General features: G+C 44.2%; 21 protein-coding genes and 1 tRNA gene. 12 read left to right on the plus strand and 10 right to left on the minus strand.

The window, feature by feature from the left end; translation table 11 throughout:
* Positions 1 to 97 precede the first annotated feature (97 nt).
* On the plus strand, positions 98 to 1,441 hold the full coding sequence (locus PV783_RS11340; protein WP_420988036.1) for an SMI1/KNR4 family protein: 1,344 nt from the start codon (positions 98 to 100) through the stop codon (positions 1,439 to 1,441).
* Here PV783_RS11340 and PV783_RS11345 read toward each other — a convergent pair.
* Complete coding sequence (locus tag PV783_RS11345) at positions 1,430 to 2,149, minus strand: FadR/GntR family transcriptional regulator (RefSeq protein ID WP_420988037.1); 720 nt, start codon at positions 2,147 to 2,149, stop codon at positions 1,430 to 1,432. The genes PV783_RS11340 and PV783_RS11345 overlap by 12 nt on opposite strands.
* A gap of 204 nt (positions 2,150 to 2,353) precedes the next feature.
* On the opposite strand from PV783_RS11345, the gene PV783_RS11350 reads away from it, so the two are divergent.
* The 5 genes from PV783_RS11350 (at position 2,354) to PV783_RS11370 (ending at position 7,193) form a co-directional block, all read left to right on the plus strand.
* The gene (locus PV783_RS11350; RefSeq protein ID WP_420988038.1) at positions 2,354 to 3,562 is read left to right on the plus strand and encodes a sialidase family protein; all 1,209 of its coding nucleotides are present in this window, start codon (positions 2,354 to 2,356) and stop codon (positions 3,560 to 3,562) included.
* A 21-nt stretch (positions 3,563 to 3,583) separates the two neighbouring features.
* Positions 3,584 to 4,525: a D-2-hydroxyacid dehydrogenase gene (locus tag PV783_RS11355; RefSeq protein ID WP_420988039.1), complete on the plus strand. Its 942-nt coding sequence runs from the start codon at positions 3,584 to 3,586 to the stop codon at positions 4,523 to 4,525.
* 12 nt (positions 4,526 to 4,537) lie between these two features.
* Positions 4,538 to 5,665 carry a mandelate racemase/muconate lactonizing enzyme family protein gene (locus PV783_RS11360; RefSeq protein WP_420988040.1) on the plus strand — a complete coding sequence of 376 codons (1,128 nt, stop codon included), beginning with the start codon at positions 4,538 to 4,540 and terminating at the stop codon, positions 5,663 to 5,665.
* A gap of 51 nt (positions 5,666 to 5,716) precedes the next feature.
* On the plus strand, positions 5,717 to 6,484 hold the full coding sequence (locus tag PV783_RS11365; protein ID WP_420988041.1) for a hypothetical protein: 768 nt from the start codon (positions 5,717 to 5,719) through the stop codon (positions 6,482 to 6,484).
* A 379-nt stretch (positions 6,485 to 6,863) separates the two neighbouring features.
* On the plus strand, positions 6,864 to 7,193 hold the full coding sequence (locus PV783_RS11370; RefSeq protein WP_420988042.1) for a DMT family transporter: 330 nt from the start codon (positions 6,864 to 6,866) through the stop codon (positions 7,191 to 7,193).
* Positions 7,194 to 7,318: 125 nt separating this feature from the next.
* On the opposite strand, the gene PV783_RS11375 is transcribed toward PV783_RS11370, so the two are convergent.
* Complete coding sequence (locus tag PV783_RS11375; protein WP_420988043.1) at positions 7,319 to 8,236, minus strand: hypothetical protein; 918 nt, start codon at positions 8,234 to 8,236, stop codon at positions 7,319 to 7,321.
* A 516-nt stretch (positions 8,237 to 8,752) separates the two neighbouring features.
* Between PV783_RS11375 and PV783_RS11380 the strand changes: the two genes are divergently transcribed.
* The 3 genes from PV783_RS11380 to PV783_RS11390 all read left to right on the plus strand — a co-directional run bounded on the left by PV783_RS11380 (position 8,753) and on the right by PV783_RS11390 (position 12,906).
* Positions 8,753 to 9,475 carry a hypothetical protein gene (locus PV783_RS11380; protein ID WP_420988044.1) on the plus strand — a complete coding sequence of 241 codons (723 nt, stop codon included), beginning with the start codon at positions 8,753 to 8,755 and terminating at the stop codon, positions 9,473 to 9,475.
* A gap of 167 nt (positions 9,476 to 9,642) precedes the next feature.
* Entirely contained in the window at positions 9,643 to 12,252 is a 2,610-nt protein-coding gene (locus tag PV783_RS11385; RefSeq protein ID WP_420988045.1) for a DUF7133 domain-containing protein, read from the plus strand.
* Positions 12,253 to 12,369: 117 nt separating this feature from the next.
* Positions 12,370 to 12,906: a hypothetical protein gene (locus PV783_RS11390; RefSeq protein ID WP_420988046.1), complete on the plus strand. Its 537-nt coding sequence runs from the start codon at positions 12,370 to 12,372 to the stop codon at positions 12,904 to 12,906.
* Positions 12,907 to 13,002: 96 nt separating this feature from the next.
* Here PV783_RS11390 and PV783_RS11395 read toward each other — a convergent pair whose 3' ends face one another.
* The 3 genes from PV783_RS11395 to PV783_RS11405 all read right to left on the minus strand — a co-directional run bounded on the left by PV783_RS11395 (position 13,003) and on the right by PV783_RS11405 (position 15,322).
* Complete coding sequence (locus PV783_RS11395) at positions 13,003 to 13,572, minus strand: DUF1016 N-terminal domain-containing protein (RefSeq protein ID WP_420989230.1); 570 nt, start codon at positions 13,570 to 13,572, stop codon at positions 13,003 to 13,005.
* Between the two features lie 252 nt (positions 13,573 to 13,824).
* Positions 13,825 to 14,190: a hypothetical protein gene (locus PV783_RS11400; protein ID WP_420988047.1), complete on the minus strand. Its 366-nt coding sequence runs from the start codon at positions 14,188 to 14,190 to the stop codon at positions 13,825 to 13,827.
* Positions 14,191 to 14,386: 196 nt separating this feature from the next.
* Positions 14,387 to 15,322 (minus strand): MBL fold metallo-hydrolase, encoded by a 936-nt coding sequence (locus tag PV783_RS11405; RefSeq protein WP_420988048.1) that lies wholly within the window; start codon positions 15,320 to 15,322, stop codon positions 14,387 to 14,389.
* Positions 15,323 to 15,412: 90 nt separating this feature from the next.
* Between PV783_RS11405 and PV783_RS11410 the strand changes: the two genes are divergently transcribed.
* Positions 15,413 to 15,772 carry a winged helix-turn-helix transcriptional regulator gene (locus PV783_RS11410; protein WP_420988049.1) on the plus strand — a complete coding sequence of 120 codons (360 nt, stop codon included), beginning with the start codon at positions 15,413 to 15,415 and terminating at the stop codon, positions 15,770 to 15,772.
* Positions 15,773 to 16,148: 376 nt separating this feature from the next.
* On the opposite strand, the gene PV783_RS11415 is transcribed toward PV783_RS11410, so the two are convergent.
* Positions 16,149 to 16,472, minus strand: a complete 324-nt coding sequence (locus tag PV783_RS11415) for a nuclear transport factor 2 family protein (RefSeq protein ID WP_420988050.1) — start codon at positions 16,470 to 16,472, stop codon at positions 16,149 to 16,151.
* 19 nt (positions 16,473 to 16,491) lie between these two features.
* Positions 16,492 to 17,286 carry an SDR family oxidoreductase gene (locus PV783_RS11420; RefSeq protein WP_420988051.1) on the minus strand — a complete coding sequence of 265 codons (795 nt, stop codon included), beginning with the start codon at positions 17,284 to 17,286 and terminating at the stop codon, positions 16,492 to 16,494.
* Between the two features lie 32 nt (positions 17,287 to 17,318).
* Here PV783_RS11420 and PV783_RS11425 point away from each other — a divergent pair, with 32 nt between their 5' ends.
* Positions 17,319 to 17,798, plus strand: coding sequence for a winged helix-turn-helix transcriptional regulator (locus PV783_RS11425; RefSeq protein WP_420988052.1), 480 nt, complete (start codon positions 17,319 to 17,321; stop codon positions 17,796 to 17,798).
* Positions 17,799 to 18,040: 242 nt separating this feature from the next.
* Here the strand turns inward: PV783_RS11425 and PV783_RS11430 are convergent.
* Together PV783_RS11430 and PV783_RS11435 are read right to left on the minus strand one after the other, a co-directional pair.
* Positions 18,041 to 18,124 (minus strand) — tRNA-Leu (locus PV783_RS11430).
* A gap of 120 nt (positions 18,125 to 18,244) precedes the next feature.
* Positions 18,245 to 19,057 carry a 2,3,4,5-tetrahydropyridine-2,6-dicarboxylate N-succinyltransferase gene (locus PV783_RS11435; RefSeq protein ID WP_079468602.1) on the minus strand — a complete coding sequence of 271 codons (813 nt, stop codon included), beginning with the start codon at positions 19,055 to 19,057 and terminating at the stop codon, positions 18,245 to 18,247.
* Positions 19,058 to 19,226: 169 nt separating this feature from the next.
* Here PV783_RS11435 and PV783_RS11440 point away from each other — a divergent pair, with 169 nt between their 5' ends.
* Positions 19,227 to 20,414: a tyrosine-type recombinase/integrase gene (locus tag PV783_RS11440; protein WP_420988053.1), complete on the plus strand. Its 1,188-nt coding sequence runs from the start codon at positions 19,227 to 19,229 to the stop codon at positions 20,412 to 20,414.
* 43 nt (positions 20,415 to 20,457) lie between these two features.
* On the opposite strand, the gene PV783_RS11445 is transcribed toward PV783_RS11440, so the two are convergent.
* On the minus strand, positions 20,458 to 20,889 hold the full coding sequence (locus PV783_RS11445) for a hypothetical protein (RefSeq protein ID WP_420988054.1): 432 nt from the start codon (positions 20,887 to 20,889) through the stop codon (positions 20,458 to 20,460).
* Between the last annotated feature and the right edge of the window lie 100 nt (positions 20,890 to 20,989).

Raw genomic sequence — 20,989 nt, forward strand, 5'->3', positions numbered from 1 at the left:
TTCTTCCGCTCATTGCCAACGGATCCCCTGGCATTACTTTCCAGCTGACAGACACGCAAGGATCCGGTTTGTTGGGGAAAAGAATTAATTTTAACCCATGCATCAGTACAAGGAACAAATAGAACGGATCAGGGTAAAACTGGCAGCTGCAAAGCAAAAGGATCAACAGCTGAAAGTATTTGGCGCCAGCTATCATAAATACGTTATCCACCAACCACTGGAGGAGTCCGAACTTTCTGATTTTGAAAATGCGTACAACATTTCTTTGCCTGGAAGCTTCAGGGCATTCCTGCTTCATGTGGGAAATGGAGGAATATCCCAGGCCGGTTCCGCAGCCGGTCCGTTCTATGGCATTTACCCTTTGAAGAAAGGTGCAAATGACCTGATAAGTAATCCTGAAAAATATTTAAGCGAACCTGTGAAAATTTATCCCGGTATAACAGAGGATGAATGGAATAACCTTACAAAAGAAGCCGAAAAGGAAGATATTTCAGATGAAGAGTACGATGAAGCGATACAAAATATTTACACCGGAATTTTACCCATCGGATCTCAGGGGTGCGCCTATATCCACGGCCTGGTGTTAAACGGGGAACATGCAGGCAAGGTAGTGAACATCGACATAGACAGGCAAAAGCCAAAATTCACTTTTGAAGACACTTTTTTAGATTGGTATGAACGCTGGCTGGATGAAATCCTTTCGGGGGACCTGCTGGCCGCCGGCCCCACCTGGTTTGGCTATGCAATGGGTGGAAGTGTATCTTCACTGCTGGAAAAATACCATACTGCAACAAACAAAACAACCCGGTTGGATTGTATCACCGGTATACAAACTAAGCGAAGCATTGAACCCGGCGTTGTGGCCATACTGGAAAATGAATACCGGTTATCAGAGGCGGAATACAAACGGACCTGGCTGCAGGTACTCACAAAGTTCAGTTACCCGCTGGCAAAGCCCCACCTGGTGGCATACAGTGCTGTTGATCTGCTAACCGTTGTTCAACTTATCTGGTGGTATGCAAAAGATAAAAGCATGGAATGGCGGGAGATCATCGAAAAAAATATCGGGAACATCCATGATGACGAAACATTCCGGTTTTGCACCTACCTGCTGGGAGAATCGAAAATGGATTATGCGCATTTAATTATTCCGATGACAACCAACAGTAGTGAAGAAATCCGGAAAACAGCTTTTTATACTTTAGGGAAACTTAAAAAGAAGGCTCCTTACCTGGATGTTTTTATCAATGGGTTAAATGATCCTTCAAATTATGTAGTGCATGCTACCTTGCAGGCGCTATCCGGTGTGAAGGATAAAAGGTTATTACCGGAGTATAAAAAGATAGCAGAAAGATTTCCAACGGAGCAGGACTATATCTTGTCTAATCTGGGCCACCGGCTGGCGGATATGGGACTAACCATTCAGAAGTTAAGAAAATGAGGGTGTTGCCTTCTTCGATTTCACAAACTCCGCATAAGGTTTAAGATCCTGCATCATCGCTTTCCGGTATCCTTCGCGGTCGCCTTTTTTCAGGTAGTTCAGCAGGTCTTTATGCGAGATCACTTTTTTCTTTTGTGCGAAGAAAGGTGCAAACTCATCAAAATGCTCGTTTACATAATTGAATAGTGGCAGCAGGATTGCCTGGAATCCTTTGATGATCTCATTATTGGGGATCTCATATAACTTGCGGTGAAACGCATGCTCGCTTTCTACTGCGTAACGGTTGCCCCCCAGCGCGGGTTGTTCCTTCACGATCTTTTCCAGGTCTTTAATATCCTGCTGCGTAATATTATCAAAGATCTGGTCACAGATCCCGATGTCCAGCGATATCCTGAATTCAATCAAATCCAGTACAGACCTTTCTTTCAGCATATAAGGATTGATCATCTTGTCCAGGTTTTCCATCACAGCGGGTTCTGATAACACCATCCCGCGTCGCGTTCTGCTTTCAATGATGCCCAGCATCCTCAGCCGGCTCAATGCCTCGCGGATTACACTACGTCCTACCTGCAGCGTGTCGGTGAGTTCCACCTCTCCGGGAATGCTGGCCCCCGGACCAAGTTTGTTCTTTTTGATATAGTCCAGTATCTTTTTTTCCACGAGATCTACTAATGTAACAGATCTCAGTTGGTCGTGCTTTATTTCCATAACTGTAAATTTTCCACAGGATCTGTCAACATAACGGTCATATCTTATTTACAACCATCCTTTCTCTTTATCAGATCTCCCCTGCAAAGTTATTATTTTTTGTCTGACAAATAATTTTTGTCAAATAATTTGTCAGACAAATCTGAATTATATACTTTTGGATCACCATAGCAACCACTAAACAAAACAGATATCGCCACAGTTATGAAAAAGATCTTCATTCTCCTGATCCTGGTATACGCAACAGGCGCCAACGCTCAGCAGCAGCCCTTCTCAGACACCACCTTGTTATTTGAACCCGACCGGGATGGCTATTCCATTATGCATGTACCCGCCCTGGTGGTCACCAAAAAAGGCGTGCTGCTGGCATTTGCAGAAGGCCGCGCCGGCAACGGCCAGGATTGGGCGGAAATGGATCTCCTGATGCGCAGAAGCATCGATAAAGGCCGCCACTGGGAACCGGTAACAGTAGTGGTACCACATACCACCGGCGTTCCCACCAGTAATATTACACCCATTGTGGATGAAAATGGCACCGTACACCTGCTCTATCATGTGGATTATGCACGCGCTTATTATATGAAATCAACCAACGACGGCAAAACCTGGTCACGCCCCGTAGATATTACCTCTGCATTCAATGGCTTCAGCGCTGTCTATAACTGGAAAGTACTGGCCCCCGGCCCCGGCCATGGTATCCAGTTGAAAAACGGCCGCCTCGTAGTACCGGTATGGCTTTGCATTCCCAATAAAAATATTCCTGGCGGCGATCACCGGCCTTCCTGCACGGCTACTATTTATAGCGACGATCATGGGAAAACGTGGAAAAGCGGCGCCATCATTGCCAACACCGGCGATAAGATTGCCGGCTCAACAGATACCGTGGTAAACCCCAGCGAAACAGTAGCATTGCAACTCACCGATGGCCGCGTTATGGTAAATATGCGCAACGAATGCGCCCCCAACAAACGCCTCATCAGCTATAGTCCCGATGGCAGCAGTAACTGGTCCACCCCGGTGCTGGATGAACAGCTGTTTGAACCGGTATGCATGGCCAGCCTGCTCCGCTTATCAGGTAATAAACCAAACAGCATCAACAGGATCCTGTTCGTAAACCCCGACAGCCGCCACAATGCCACCGAAATCCGCAAAGGACAAAAAGTATATAAACCCCGCGAACGCCTGGCAGCTAAACTCAGCTATGATGAAGGACGTACCTGGCCCGTGGAAAAAGTACTCTTCGAAAAAGGCGCGGGTTACTCTGATCTGGCGGTAGACAAGGACGGTACCATTTACTGCCTGTACGAAATCAGGGACGGCGACGATAACGACTGGAAATACCGCATCGTTATACAACGCTTTAACCTCGAATGGTTAACAGCCGGAAAAGATTTTACCGGAAAAAAACACTGAATAAACCCAAACCATAAGTATATGTTGATCTTTGTTGACGCTCCCCTTGCAGAGCGCCATAAATCCGCACTGGCTGCCGGCGCCGCCGGCGATAGCTTTATCTTCAGAGATGAATTACCCGGCGAAAGCGAACAACGCGAAGCGCTGTTAAAAGCGGACATCCTGCTCGGAAATCCCAAACCCGTGGAATGGCTGGAAAAGGCTGTGAACCTGCAATGGATACAGTTGTACTCCACCGGGTTTGAATATTACCGGCATATTAAAATACCGGCCATAGTCACCAATATGCAGGACTACTACTCCCAACCCTGCGCGGAAACAGCCATTGCAGGCATCCTGTCGCTATACAGGGGCGCCGGTGAATTTGCAGCCCTAAAGAACAAACAACAATGGGTAGGACATATCATCCGTCCCGCATTACAAACACTGCAAAACAAACACGTCATCATCCTCGGCGCCGGTAACATCGCCAGGAGGATAGAAAAAATACTGCAGGGCTTTGATTGTACCATCAGGCTTTATGCCCGCCGCTCACCAAACGCCGTTATAAGAACAACAACTGAACTGGAAGCCGCCTTGCCTGCAGCCGATATCGTGATAGCCTGCCTGCCCGGTACAGAAGAAACAAAAGGACTGTTTACCCGGGAAATGATCGCCGCACTGAAACACAATGCCATCTTCTGCAATGTGGGAAGAGGTAACCTGCTCGCCGACGAACAGGCACTCACCGAAGCACTCATGCATCGTCGTATAGGCGGCGCCGTATTAGATGTAACACAGGAAGAACCACTGCCGGCCGGCCATCCGTTGTGGAGTTGCCCCAACACCGTTCTAAGTCAGCATTTCGGCGGAGGCAGCACCTCAGAATATGAAGGTATTGTAGCCTGCTTTCTCGAAAACCTGGCTGCTTTTAAAAATGGTATCCCCCTGAAAAATATAGTCCGCTTCGATAAAGGCTATTGAAAAATAATAATCATGAAGATCACAGATATTACTACAAAAATTATCAGATTATCATCTGAACTTTGGTACGCTCCTCATCCGGTGCCATCGGGCTATATACCTTTTTTTGATTTTCCGCTGACCATCCTTCATACAGATGAAGGAATCGAAGGATATACAATGGACTATTGCCCGTTAGGCCAGGGGATTGCATCAGCTTACGCGGTACATGATATTTATTATCACGACCTGGTTGGTCATGATCCCCTGAACCATGAAGCTATCTGGCAACGGCTGAGAAGCAAACAACGACACCTTTACAACTTCCGTGAAACCATCTGGGGCAACCTCGATGTAGCGCTATGGGATATCAAAGGAAAGGTCGCCGGCTTACCCATCGCCGTGCTGCTGGGAAAATACCGCGATAAAGTACCGGTGTATTCCAGTTGCCCGCCGCAAACCATCACCACGCCCGAAGCCCTGGAACAACAGGTACGGCTGAAAATAGCCCAGGGCTTCAAAGGAATAAAACTGCAACTATCCGGCGGCTCGGCACAGGATATCCCAAAGCTGCGGCTGGCAAGGGAAATAGCCGGCAGCAGTTTTCCGCTCATGCTGGACTCCTCCGCCGTATTAAGCTTTGAAGACGCATTGAAGATAGGATATGAGCTGGACGATCTTCACTACGAATGGTTTGAAGAACCGTTCCCCGATGCACACATCCTCCAGCTGCAAAAACTATCGCGGGCCATCAGAACACCCGTGCTGGCGGGAGAAACCGTGGGACTCTTCGAATTACCCAATTACATGATACAGGGAGCCATAGATATTGTTCGCGGCGATGTTCATCATAAAAGTGGCATCACCGGTGTTATGAAAGCCATCGGCATGTGTGAAATGATGGGCTTTGAATTTGAAATCCACACCGCAGCCTCACCATTACTGGATATCGCTAACCTCCACGTGGCATGCGCTGCACGCACCACCCGTTTCCTGGAATCCCATCACCCCATGTTCCGGTTCGGCCTGAAAAACAATCCGCTCGAAATCCGGGAAGATGGCTGCCAGCATTGCCCGGAACAGCCAGGACTGGGCGTGGAAATAGACTGGGACTGGATCAATGATCACACCGTGGAAGAGATAAAAGGCAGACGATGGTAGCATGGCGGACTGAAAATATTTTCGTATTTTCAGTAAAAATGTTAACCCCTTATGGCAAAACAAACAGGGTTGCTCCAATTCACCGGTAAATTGGGCAACGTCATAGGATACCGGAGAAATGGATCTTACTTCATCCGCAGCATGCCGGATACAGTACAGCAAACCACCGCTACACGGAGGGCATCACGCGATTTTGGTATCGCCAGCAGGAAAGGGAAACTGATCCGGCGGGCTATCACTCCTCATTTGGCGATAAACCCCGGCGGCACACTGGTGAACCGCTTAAACAAAGCGCTGATCACCGCAACACGGGATTGCCTGCCGGAGCTGAAAGGCTTCCGCTTTAATCCGTACACGGGTGTGGATCAGTTCTTTTCGCTTCAACCCATTATCACAACTGGCGGCATACTGCATATACCAGCCCAGAAGCTATGGCCACCGGCCAAAGCAACACACCTGGAAATTGTTGTGGTAGCCGTTCGCATTAACTTCGCGCAGCGGCAAATAACAGGACACACTGAATCGGCCATCATAGTCGATTTGGACCAGCCTTTCAACGGCGCCGAACTGGCCGCCACCGTTCCGGGGAGAGGTACATTGCTGGTTACCTTACAGGTAAGAGCATATGAACACGGCGCTGTTATCGAAAACCGCCGGAGCAAGGCCGCCGATATCATAGCGGTTGTTGCACCTGCTACTATAAAGAAGCAGCCCGTTAAAGTAAACAGTATCCCCCGTGTAAAAAGAATGCTGCCTTATCAATCTTTGTCTGCTACGGGAAAAGTGGTATTGTCGGTGCCTGCACGGCAGCGGGAATGAAGGTAGCCACTGCCAGCAGCACCAGTACAACTCGCATCAGTATATATTTCCCCTGCAACGGAAACTACCTTTCCGTGCGTTGTTATACCCATAAGCATGCATCTGGTGGCTTTAGGAGGATAATCAGGTATCCGTATCAGCAGAAATCACATCATTATCTCTCCCAAAATACATTTCACGAAGATCAAATTCATCCCCATCACATCTCCTGATCAAGTCCACCTTTCCAGCACGTTTTCTGCAGGTAAACGCCTGCTGCTATTGCATTCCTGCCCGATACCAAAGCGACTGCACTGTATTCCCTACGCCTGTTTTAAGCGCACATAAAAAAATATATTTCAGTGCCGGGAGTACTATTTTCGCATCAATAACCTGACGCATGAAATACTTATTGTTACTGATAGCTATCATTGCTGAAATCATTGCTACCTCGTCGCTGAAAGCCTCCGAAGGATTTACCAGGCCCTGGCCCTCCGTGTTGGTGGTAGTATTTTACGGCATCGCATTTTACTGCCTTAGCCTCACATTGAAAAGCATTCCACTGGGAATTGCCTACGCCATCTGGTCGGGTGTAGGCATCGTATTAGTGTCGGTAATTGGATTAGTCCTCTTCAAGCAGAAATTAGACCTGCCGGCTGTTATCGGTATTTCATTAATCGTGATAGGAGTAGTAGTGATCAATGTTTTCTCCAAAAGTTCAACACACTGATGCTGAGAGTTAGATCCATTAAATAAAAAAAGCTTGACTCTCACCCTGCGTCATGTTTGAGGCAGCCGCTTTGTTTTTCAAAAGCGATGGAATAGCTGCCGCCAATTTTGTACGATTTGCAGCAGTCAAGGTTTACGGGGGGAAACTTTGTCGAAGAAGTGAGGGTTTATAAATTCTATTTTTGTGCCCGGTTCCTTTGTCAGATGATTAATGAGATCCGTTGGATCATAGGTTTCCCGCGGAGTGGTCATATGCGCAAACGCTTCCTGTACCTTTTCTTTTGGTATTTCTAATCCAATGGTGGGAATGTTTGCCTCTTCCAGCATAGCCAGATAGCCCATGCGGCCCATTTTTAATGTATATTCAGGCCACTTATGAGCCATCATTTTCCATATGCCAAAGATACTGGCATTGGCAATCAACTGTTTGTTATCAACGTCGATAAACAGGTGGTCAAGTGCGCGCGTTTGGCCTTCCGCCGGCATCGAAATGGCTGGTCTTGTTTCCAGTAGGGCAACAATATCTTTGCCATAACAAATAATAGATTCCAATGTAATATTCGTTTCGGCAACAAAAAGCTTTTCGTTTTGTCTGATAATGAACAATACGTTAGGATAGTCACCTAAAGGATCATTAATAATATCCGCTGGATCAGTGCATTCAAATTTAGTGGCTGGTTGCTGTGAAACATAGTCAATGCCTAACAATGGTTCCGCATCGTACATTTCATTAGCTAAATGCATAATCTGCCAGCCAGGCCATTTTTTTTTCAATGCGGATAAATAGTAACGTAAAACAGAAGTCTCATTTTCGAGTTCCCATGCCCAGAAGCCAAGCAGTTTTTCTGCCATATCCAGTATTACAAAGCCTTCCATCCAAATAGGATCCATTAATTCCTCACGGACTGTACATTCGCTTATATAGCGTAGAAAGGGCTTTTCACCGAAATATAGGTCTGATGCAATAGAGTTGGCCCGCCAATGGTGATAGTGAATGGTGAGCTGATCCCCGTTTTTAATAACATAGTTAGCACGTTGTCCCAATTAAATACATTTGTACAAATATAATATTTTAATTAATATATGATTGATGTCGGTTATTGATAAGTTGCGTGAAACGGGAATGATAACTATCGCCTTCTATAAAAAAGAGTTTTAATAGATGATCCAAATCGTTTTACTGTATTTATGGCCCGGAATAATTGTTTTACAGTATTCAGTAATAGATTTACTGTAAATAAGAATAGAGTAATTTTCAAAATTAAAAGATGGGAAATGGAGGATGCTAATCAAATACGAAAACACCCTACGGGGGAACGCATACACTATGCAGTTGTTTTTACACCCCAATATTCGTAATTTGGATAAAACAATTTACCACCTTTGAAACACCTGATAAAAACAATTGGCACTATAATCTTCTCTGCCGTAACCCGCCTGGCACTGTGTATATGGTTGCTTTTTACCGACCCCGGGTCTGTTACTTTCAGGTATCTTCTCGTGATTATCTTTTGTATTCCACTGCTGAGATATTTTATCCATAAAACTGCGGGTACAAGCATGCAGTTTTTTTTTAACAGGAAGCCCCGGGGCGAAATAACGCGCCTTGCACTGTTTGCAGCGATGCTTGTTGTATATCTCTTTATAGTTCCTCATGTATTTTCCGTTTATAGCATTTCCTTCCCAGGATATTTATTGGTCATTGCTTCATCTGTAGCGGTAGCCTACATCCTGGTTAAGAAAACAGAACGGGCGCCGGATGATGCACGGATTAATGAGCATGCTTTGCTGATGACGATGGCCTTTTATACCCTGCCATTCTTAGCCGGTATTAACTACGCCTTTGATCTATCCCGTCCGGCAACGATAAAGTACCTCGTTACCGGTACAGGCAAACATTCTTTTGAAGGTTATTCAGAACCTGAAGAAAGGAAAGGAGAGATCACTTCGTATTATTTGCACCTGCTGCCCGCTGATAGTATTATTGCGCCACCTCAATGGATAGAGGTGGGTGAGGAGCATTATAAAAAAGATGTAAATCCTGGCTGTACCAATTGCCTGGTATTGGATAGGGAAAGAAGACTCAGCAGCGTAAAGGCTGCTTCAGCCGGACTGCCTGATAGCGTAGAGGCAACTTATCACCTGCTGGTACTCAAAACAAACGCCCTGGTTGCCAGGCGGGAATTTGAACAGGGGGTATATAACCGCTTTACGAAAGGGGACTACCTGTATTCCGAAGCCCATCATGGCCTGCTGGGGTTTTCATGGCATAGCTACAGATAGGTTTTGCAGGGCCATATTCCACCCATTTATACCACCAGATGTCGCACATTCAATAGTATTTGATGCCGCTCCCCAAATAATTCCGGCCTGAAATTTTATTTTTTCTATATTGACCAATGCTTTTGCTAAAGCACTGAAATACTATTTTATTAATACCGCGAACCAAAATGACGAAATTTTCTATTGGCCTGATCTATTCTCTAGCAGTATTTATTGGCACAAAACAATTTATAGGAGAGCCTCAAAACACTTCTCCTAATCCCCCTGATTTAACAATTACAAGATTTTCCGGTCCTGATATCACGCCCAGCCCCGCTTGTCTCGCAGTTGCGCCAACCGGCGAAGTGTTTGTAGGCGTGGATATGATGGGTTCATTGGGAAAAGACCCGGGGAAAGGCCGGATTCTTAAGCTTATAGATAAGGATAATGACGGTAAAATGGACGAGCATATTGAGTTTGCAACGGTGGATAACCCACGTGGCATCATTGTGCAGGGCAGCCGGGTTTTTGTATTGCACACCACATTTTCCAAAGAATCCGGTAAAGCTTCCGGGATGGCGCTGGTTGTTTTTGAAGATAAGGACGGAGATGGAAAAGCAGACGGACCTCCTCAGCCACTTATCGAAAATCTCAGTAATACCAAGTACATTCAGGAGCGGGGAACGGATCACGCCACTAACGGTATCAGGATGGGTATTGATGGCTGGATCTATATTGCGGTTGGTGATTTTGGGTTTCATAATGCAACGGATCGTTCCGGTAAGAAACTGACCATGCTTGGCGGTGGTATTGTAAGGGTACGCCCCGATGGTACCGAAATGGAGATATTCACCCACGGTACACGGAACGTGTATGATGTGGCCATTGATCCATATATGAATATTTTTACGAGAGAAAATACCAATGATGGTGGCGGATGGAATGTGCGGTTTTCCCACCATATCCAATCCGGGGAATATGGATACCCGGTATTGTTTCAGCATTTTACAGATGAAATATTACCTGCGCTGGCAGATCTTGGTGGCGGCTCCGGTACCGGCGCTTTATATATGGCGGAACCCAGCTGGCCTGAGAAATACAATAACGTTCCCATGATGGCGGATTGGGGAAGAAGCATGCTTTACATTCACAGGGTAACGCCTGATGGCCCCACATTCACCCAGAAAGACGAAGATTTTTTAGAACTTCCCCAGATTACGGACCTGGATGTTGACGGATCCGGCCGGCTTTTCCTTTCAGCATGGGATGGCGCAGGCTACTCCGGCAGTCCGGATAAAGGCTATGTGATCCGGGCAGTACCAAACAACTGGACTTACCAGGCATTTCCCAACCTGGCCACCGCCCCGGTGGAGGAATTGGCAGGATTGCTTAAATCGGCCAGTGCGGTTGCCCGTTTGAATGCCTCTCAGGAATTAATTGCGCGTGGGGGTAAACAAGGAATGTCCGCGGCATTGGAAATCGCTTCAGATGCCCAATTGCCATTATTTGCCCGCGTGGCCGGTATCTATACTTATGCGCAGGCTGCAGGCGCAGATGGCATCCCTGCTTTAACATCATTAACAAAAGATGCTTCCGTAAGGGAACATGCATTGCGCGCGTTGGCAGACAGGAAAGGCATCCTGAAAGATGTTTCAACTGAACCTTTCCTGGAAGGACTTAAAGATCCGTCTCCGCGCGTGCAGGCGGCCGCGATTATAGGGTTGGGACGTTTAGGCCGTATCGAAACAGCCAGCGCTTTGTTGCAGACTAAAGTTCCGGCATCATTTATTGCCCCTGTTAAAGATGTGGAAGGACCGCACGCTACGCCCAATGCTGCTATTGTGCTGCCTCACCTGGCTGTCCGGGCCCTGGTTGGCCTTCATGCAGTAGATGCCGCTGTAGCGGGAATCAACGGTGAAAACTCCACGCTGGCATTGTGGGCACTACGATATATGCATGATCAGAAAGCAGTGGACGGCTTAATGAATGCTTACACGGTGTCGAAAAATGAGCAATTAAAACGGCAGATCATTATCACATTAGCACGCCTCTACAAAAAAGAAGACACCTATGATGCATCCTGGTGGTGGGGAACCAGACCGGATTCACATGGCCCCTACTACAAAGGCGTAACCTGGGAAGCATCACCGGCTATCGAAAAATTCCTTAAAACAGCGTCGCTGAAAGCCAGCCCCGGCAAGGCGTTTTTCAGAGATCTTGATGCCCGCAACCGGATGGATATTGCCGCATTCGCACCAGAGAAAAAAGTGATTGCAGCTCCGGTCAAAGAACCCAAAGTAGATCTTGAAAAAATAAAAAGTAAAAAAGGTCAGGTGGGCAAATCATCTATCGAGGATGTTTTGTTAGCCATCAATAAATTAAAAGGAGATCCGGCCAGGGGGAAAGTACTGTTTACCAACCAGGGTTGTGTAGCCTGCCACAGTATTAAGAAAGGAGAAGTAATGAAAGGTCCTTTTATGGGACAAATCGGCTCTATCATGAACCGGGAGCAGATCACAGAGTCCATTCTCAAGCCTAACGCATCTATTTCACAGGGATTTGCCACCGTGATGATCACTGCGAAGGGTAACAAGTCTTACATGGGATTTGTTACGGAAGAAACTTCTGCCAGGGTAGTTATGAGAGATATCAGCGGTGAAGTATTCACCGTAAAAACAGCCGATATCCTGACCCGCAAGGAAATGAAAACGTCTATGATGCCAACGGGTCTTGCCAACGCGTTGTCATACGAGGAACTTGCATCGCTCGTTTCTTTCCTGGCACAGCAGAAAAAATAAAGTATAATACATATCTGAAAGAAAAGGCCCGCCCGATTGAGCGGGCTTTTTCTTTCAGATCACATATTGTGATTATGTTAGCATTTTAATAAAAAAAGGATGCTTATCTTTATTGGTATGTTACGGATAATTCTTTTTGCTGCTATTTTAATGTCGGGTATGACTGTAAATGCACAGATAGACTCATCTTTCGGAGCTATGAATGGCACGGAATCAGTCTTCAAGCACCCTCAACAGGTAAGCGATACCAACAATATCCATAAGAAATGGTTTGTTACAAAATATAGCGGCGTTTCCGCTGGCTTTGTAGCATTTAAAGGAGGAAGTGGTTCTTTCCTGTCGGTACCTTTGGGATTGCAGTTAAACCGTCAATTGACCAATAACCTGTACGCCTTCGGAGGCGTATCGGTGACACCTTACGTTTTCCGTTACAACAGTGTACCCTATCAACCTACGATTAACAAGAATAATAGCCTGATGCAGAATAACAACTTTGCGGCCTATTCAGATGCAAAAATAGGTGTGATGTATATCAGCAATGACAAAACATTCTCCATTTCCGGTAGCGTTGGCGTAAGCAGAGGCGGTTATAATGGTTATTCTCCTTTTTATGGCCCGCTGTATTCTCCGGTCGGGGGAAATATTCAACGATAAAGTAGGAAGCCTTTAATAAGGGTGACGCATTGTTAACCAATTAGAGCCGCTGTAGCATTTTGCAAAAAAACTTTGGTTAAGGACTGGATGCCAGCTCTATTTTGGTAGAACCATTTTGATATGTAATCCTATTTCTTTTGTATGAAGTTTAAGAGATTCAGAGAACAGTATACTTTCATAATTTTCACCATCGATACTTTTGATTACATGGAGATATTCAAATAGTTTTCTTTCAGGCTTAAATGCTTTTTCCAATGCTCGTTCTGGTTGATTTTTTACTTTATCGAGGAGCGTACAAATATGAAACCAGGGCAATTTTGCAGCAGCCTGCTGCAAAATTGAATTCATGTTCCTGGCTGTGTCGTGGTTACTCAACACTGATAACCCTGGCCAGGCTATGGCAAAGTTTCTCATATAGCGAAGATTTCTTGGGGAAAGACCTCTGAAGTCGGTGAATGCTATGCTCAAATCTCTCGCTAACTGCTCTGCCACTTTTGATCCCCATCCCTGGTCCTTCTCTTGTTGCGATATAACATTACCTATCTCCCAATAAGTGGCCAGCAACTGCACATTCGCGGTTAGAACAGCCTTCAATCTGGCTTTTTGTATTGTTTGTTTCAGTGATTCAAGGGTGTGAATATATGTTTGGGGAAGTTGGATTTTTATGTTAAATAAATAACATGAAAATTAGATAATGAAAGAATGATAAGCGTTAGTTACAAGTTAATGTTGTGAGTGAGTTATCCATTTATTAAGCGAAGAATAGTTCTTGATCCCGGACTTTTCCCCAAATAAAAAATGGACAAACCTAAGTTTGTCCATTTCGGGCCCGGTAGCGGTAAATATTCGAACCAGACAGCATTGATTATTATGAAGTTAATGTAGACGCAAGGAATAAAGAAACAGGCTTACTATCTCTTAGGCTCTGAGGATCTCAACAAAGAACCAGGTTCTGCAGCCTTGTACCCACCGCTCTGTAAGTACCGGTCTCACCTGTTTGTTCCATCGATGCCACATGTCATATAATGCCATGCACCAATTGTCGCTTTCATCAATCGGATGTTCCGGCCCTTCCAGTTGCTGGAGCATTTTAGCCGTAACAGCAGCAAGTGCGATAGGTTGTTTGCCAATAGGAGTTTCATCGCAGAAAGTATCGTCAAATGCAAATGCAAACTGGGTGAAGTCAGCAGCGATTTGTAAGGCCACCTCAGAACCTATTGGTGCAAGATACCCGGCGGTAGCGCCGCTATTTCCTACCTCAAAGCCGGAGTAACTGTTCTTCACTGTGATATAATTTTAATTTTCTGACAAACGTTACAGACTGTTTATTAGTCCTCTCTGTTGCCGGATGTATCATGAATGGAAATGGCATGTAAAACGGCGGTAACACCAATGGCTTTTTTCCTGCTGCATGGGTAATAATAATTGAGCAGATAAATTTAAAATCATACAGCAGAAATCTGACAGCAGCAATCAAAAATTAAATGGACTTTCGGAATTGTGGTGTCAAATATCTTTCCTGCACCCATTTATATGTGTTACCCACTTTTTGAACATAACCAAATCCTGGCCATGGAAGGTGGTATGAAAAAACGCGCTGCCTCGAACGGGCAAATTGATCCAGTATATCTTTTCTTGTCGTTGCCGCCAGTTCAAAATCAATGTCGAATATGGTACCCCAATGCGGATTGGAAAACAAAATAATTTCATCATGAACAATATCAGCCATATGAATAAACATTTCGTCGTTAGCGGAAACGGCAAACATACAGTGTCCAGGCGTATGACCTGGCGCTAAAACAGGAGTTAGAAAATCAAATAGCGGTTCTGCTTCATTAAATAATTTGAGTTGATTACCTAAAATAGTAAAGCAATCCTTTGCTTGTTGCTGCACAAACAGGCAAGACTCGATTGTATTTTTACTTTTGGAGAAATCAGGAGCCGCAGACATCCAGAAATTATATTCCGTTTTGGACAGATGTACGTCTGCACGGGGGAAAACCAATGTGTTTTCTTTATTGATTAATCCATTAATGTGATCAGGATGAGCATGTGTTAACACAATATCTGTAACCGATTGTAGAGAAATTCCGGCGCGTAACAGATTTTCGGGCAATCGTCCTACACTTTTTTCACTCCCGTCTCCATTGCCAGCATCGATCAATACTGTTCTATCTCCTGTTTGTATCACAAGAATATTATGAGCAAGTTCAAAGTACTCAGATTCAATATAATGATCATCTAAAAGCTGGTTTACCTCTCCTCTTGCGATACCAGGAGCAAAGCAATTCTTATCATAATATCCGATCCCATCTGTTACGATGATGATATTTAGATGGCCCAGTTGAAAATTCATATGTCCTGAAGGAACAGAAAATTGAAATGCCCCCATCTGCTTGATTTCTTTGTTAAACATTTTTTATTCATTAGACTGCAAATTTATTCGGGGCTTCCTATTTTTATGGTATAGTCCATATATATGGTTATAGGCAATAATTTTAGACTAATGGCAAAAGAAAAGATTAGAAAAACAAAGGACTTCAATCCAAATAATTGTGCTGTAACGCATTGCGTGAATATTATTGGTGGAAAATGGAAGCCTGTAATTCTGTTCCTTATCCGCAATGATAAAAACAGATATAGCTTATTACAGAAGAATATAGCAGAGATCAGCAGACAAACTCTTACAAACCAGTTACGTGAATTGGAAGCTGATGGCGTAATTGAGCGCATCATTTATCCCGAGATCCCACCAAGAGTAGAATATAAAATTTCAGAATACGGAAAGACATTATTACCTATAATTGATGCAATGACCATATGGGGCCGAAAGGATATGAGAGAAAAGGGAATCAATTTCAAATAAGAATAGGAATGCTTAATTTACCCTGGTGGTTCAAATACCGGAATTAAAAAAGGCTTGTAAGTTTAAACTTACAAGCCTCTCCGTGCCCAGTAGCGGAACGTTTTTGAACCAATTGATGTTGATTTTAAGCAAGTTGAATTGGTTTCTACATGCTTTATGCCGTCAATTGTCTGAATAGATGTTTGCTTTCTAACATTCTGTTAACTTGAAAGTTGGGAATGTAGGCCATATATGTTCATCAGACTAATATATTAAGAAGACTTTTTCTTTACCTAGATAAAGCCCTCTTAGTTTTCGTGGTTCTAATATTAGAAAACCGCCGTATTTACCGGCGGTTTCCGTAATCTATATAAGTGCAACTTGATGATATGTCAATTTACCCGGTGACCTTTAAAGATTCTATGAGTCCGTTCCTAAATTCCAAATGGAACTTTAATACTATCGGACTTCCTGGGAAAGTGCCAGACACTTTCGATGTCAGCACTCCGTTTGATCCGGACTGCTCATAATTTAGAGGCTCCATTGAAGATTGATAAGTCTCATTTGCATGTTCGATCCATTGGCGAATTTCTTCCTTGCCATTATGGATTCTGCCTTCGTCATGCACAACGGCCGTTACAGTGAAGCAGTCGGTATAAGCCTTGCTATTATAATTGTTTTGTGTCTCTATAAAACGCCTTACTACTTTGGGTAATTCCATGATGATGTGATTTAAGTTTTTAGATTGTTGGTATTGTTCCTCCGTCAATGACGAAATTTGTTCCTGTTAAGTATTTAGCTCTTGGTGAAACTAAAAAGCCGACCAATTCTGCGACTTCTTCCGGTTCGGCGGGTCTGCCGTAAGGTATTCCACCCAATGCATCCATGACACTTTGCTGAGCTTCTTCTACAGTACTATTTGCATTTCTTGCAATCTCGCCCAACCAGGCTATCGATGCTGTTGTATTTATCCATCCCGGCGAAACAGTTAGCACGCGGACACCTTTAGGCGTAACTTCATTTGATAAACTTTTACTGTAATTGATTAATCCTGCTTTTGAAGCTGCGTACGGCAAGGTAGAATCGTATAGCGGCAATTTGCCCTGGATGGAAGCGATGTGAATAATTACACCACTTCCCCGATCGATCATTTGAGGTAAAAATCCCCTGTCAAGCCTGACAGGAGCAAGTAAATTTGCTTGTAAGGTTGATATCCAATCCTCATCATTCAGTGCTGAAAAACCACCGGCGGGTGTTGATGAACCACCAAGGTTGTTTACCAGGATATCCAGCCTGCCATAGGTTGACAGCACTTCGCTGATTACTTTTTGCGCCTCTTCTGCCTTGCTTAGGTCAGCAGGAACAAAATAAAGGTCTGCATCTGACTGTTCGGGTTTGTTCCTCGCGGTAATGACTACTGTTGCACCAGCGGCCTTTAAGCGTTCTGCGATTGCTCTGCCAGCCCCCTTGGTTCCACCTGTTACTAAGGCTATCTTACCGGATAATTCATTGCTGTAGTTGAATTGCTGTTCCATGTGTTTTTGTTTGTAGTGCAAATCTCGATAGTATGCGGGAAGCAAACAATTACGGGCTTACGAATCAGATACGGGCAAATTTATCCGTATTGACCGTTCATCGGGTGTATTGTATATTTGTAGTTATGTACATTAAAAAAACTACTCCGACGCTCAATTGTGGACTTGACCTGGTTGGTGAAGTATTGTATGGAAAATGGAAGATCCGTATTCTTTGGTTCATCCATATAGGCAACTTACGGCCAAGTGAACTTCAGCGGAAAATTCCGGATGTAACCAGACGGGTGTTGAATGTGCAACTGAAGGAACTTGAAGATCATGAATTGGTCACTAAAAAGATTTTTCCGGTTTTGCCTCCAAAGGTAGAATACAGTCTTACGGAATTTGGCAAAACACTCATTCCGTTGATTCAATCCATTGGTCTTTGGGGCGACGAACATGAGGAGCGGCTACGTAGGGTCATTTTGCAGCACAATGCGGGGGCATCGGAAGACGTGGGAAATGTTGTTTAAGGAAATGCTTTAATCCGAGCGGCGTAAATTCCCTCAAAGTTTTAAAGTATTATTTGTGATTGTCCATAGACTTTAGAAACTTGTTGAGAGGGCGTTAATTTGTAATAGTCCAATTTGATTTGACAGTGGGTTGTCAAGGGATTTGATCGAACCAATTTCAGAGTGAATATGAAATACTTAGAAACACGAAGAAATAATAGAAAATGCAAAATCCGCTCTTAGAGCGGATTTTGCATTTTTTGTGCCCAGAACTGGATTCGAACCAGCACATCCTTGCGAACGCTGCGACCTGAACACAGTGCGTCTACCAATTTCGCCATCTGGGCATCGCATATCCCCGTAAAAGGGATTGCAAAAGTAAACACTTTTTTAAACTAACCAAATTTTTTTTCCAGGCATAAAAAACGGCACCCGTAAACAGGCGCCGTCCATCAATATATAAATATTTATACTGCTACATTGAACTCACGCAGGGTATCGTTCAGGCTGGTCTTCAGGTCTGTAGAGGCTTTGCGCTGACCAATAATCAGTGCGCATGATACCTGGTATTCGCCGGCAGGGAATTTCTTGGTATAAGTACCCGGAATTACCACGCTGCGGGCTGGTACACGGCCTTTGTATTCTATCGGCTCGCTGCCGCTTACATCAATGATCTTGGTAGATTGGGTCAGTACTACGTTTGCACCCAGTACAGCTTCTTTTTCTACAACAACGCCTTCTACCACAATACAACGGGAGCCGATAAAGCAACCATCTTCAATGATTACCGGGCTGGCCTGTAATGGTTCCAGTACACCGCCGATGCCAACGCCACCGCTCAGGTGCACGTTTTTACCAATTTGTGCGCAGGAGCCTACTGTTGCCCAGGTATCCACCATTGTGCCTTCATCTACATAAGCGCCGATGTTAACATAAGAAGGCATCAGGATACAGCCCTTGGCAATGAATGCGCCATAACGGGCCACTGCATGCGGAACTACTCTTACGCCCAGGTCTTTATAGTTCGACTTCAATCTCATTTTATCATAAAACTCAAACGGAGGCACTTCCATTGTTTCCATTGGCTGAATGGAGAAGTACAGTAAAATTGCCTGCTTTACCCACTCATTCACCTGCCAGCCGTTTTCTGTTGGCGCCGCAACTCTCAGATGTCCTTTGTCTACCGCTTCTATCACCGCTTTAACTGCATCTGTGTACTGTGTCTCCTGTAAGAGACTGCGATCAGCCCAGGCAGCCAGTATTTGTTGTTGTAAATCCATTTTTTTTATTTTTTGCAAACATAATACAAATGTGTTTTAAATTGTATTATCTAACGTGAAGAAATATTATCTGTAGCCCACTGTGGCCGTTTTTATAAGTGTTGCTGTTTATAAATTTATCCGCTTATTTATCAATAATTCCCTATTTTAGTCATAAAATTAGACACAAATGTTTGTTAGGTCCGGAGAGTATCTATACTTCTCAAAATACTGCGACGATGGTCGCGCCCGGGTGTCACTGGGCATAAAGATAAATAAAGATTCAAAAGTTTTGGACTTCTCCAGGTTGAAGGAATCAGAACAGCTTACCGTGAACCGTATAAAAGAAGCGGTCATTAAATACGAAGAAAGTAGTAATCGTATGCAGGTTAAGATTCTAAAGGATGAACTGGAGGGAGTAGTATTGACTGCGATAGGAAGGGATCGTGGCGCAAAACGAGGGTTCATTGCTGACTTTAATAAGGTTATCACCACCATGAGAGATAAGACACTCTTAAAATTCAAAACCAAAACCCCATTCAGTGAATCAACAGCAATAGCTTATGAAAATTGCTTAATATGTTTAGAGGCTTTTTCCCAAGACACAGGAACCCCACTCACCTATAATATTGATTCCACTTGGTTTAATGCTCTAATGGTCTGGTTTGTTAAAAACAAATACTCAAAAAACAGCATAGCGACGATTGGGAATAATTTCCGGGGATTCCTCACAATCACCTATCGCGCAGGAAAGCACAAAAATCTGTTTCACAAATCCGAAGAATTTGCATTCAGCCAGGAAGATGCTGATGGGGTAGCTCTCTCTGAAGACGAGATAAAGACGCTATATGCGCTGAAATTAAGGGTAGCTGCGGGTCGGGCAAGAGATGTATTTGTTTTCGCCTGCTGGGTCGGGTTACGGGCAAAAGACCTGCGCAGAATTAATAACTACAAGATCCGGGGCAATGTTTTTGAATTCCTCGCCAGTAAAAATGGAGAGAAGGTTATCATTCCGGTTCATCCAATTGCCAGGGAGATTTTTGAGAAGTACGCTGGTAACATGCCGGTTTTGAATAGTACCAACTTTCATTACCATATCTGTGAGATCTGCAAAAAGGCCAAATTCAACGAACAGCACCTTATCACAATGACTCTGGGAGGCGAAAGGAAAGGAGAGTATTACGCCAAACATGATCTCGTTAGCCCGCACTCAGCGCGGCGTAGCTTTGCTACAAACGCTTATATGGCCGGAATCCCGGTATTAAAAATAATGAAGATAACCGGCCATAAAACTGAATCGGCATTCATGAAATACATTAAGATAAAAAAAGAGGAAAACGCCCAGGAGTTAGCAGAGCATCCATTTTTTAAAGGTTAGTATTCCCGAATTTTTTTCCTGGTTCTAAGTTTACGGTATGGATCTAGTAGGCTCCCTCTAATGTTAGCGAGCTTGTATTGTCACTACTCTTATTGCTATATATCTCTTTCATTTCAGATCCATCTACCTTCATTGAATACAGCTTTATTGCGCCATTTAATCCAGTAATACAAGTGCTGAAGAATATCATTTTTCCGTCAGGAGAGAGTCTGCCATCAACATATGTTTCACCTACCGGGGGCTCAAATGGTGCTATCATAGCTTTTGGCTTTCCGGTGTAATCCAAAAGCATAAGTCGATGTTTAACATTACTGTTCGGATTTGCCAAGTAGAGCAAAATCGTATTTTGCTGAGTTAACCCACTCGTATCAGGTACAGCCTGTGCCATCGATTCTTTCCGACAGCTCATTTGCGTAATAATTACGGCAGCATTGAATGCTAAAAGAACAATTGTTCCTAAGAGTAGTTTTTTCATAGTTGTACGTATATAGTTTGCGTAGTGGAAAAATAACTTCAGTTCATAACTGCACCTGGCAAGTAGTTAACCCTCAAAATAATACCGTGAAGTATGCAAG

Source organism: Chitinophaga sp. CC14 (genome assembly GCF_048957795.1).
In the GTDB taxonomy this organism is placed as follows: domain Bacteria; phylum Bacteroidota; class Bacteroidia; order Chitinophagales; family Chitinophagaceae; genus Chitinophaga; species Chitinophaga ginsengisegetis.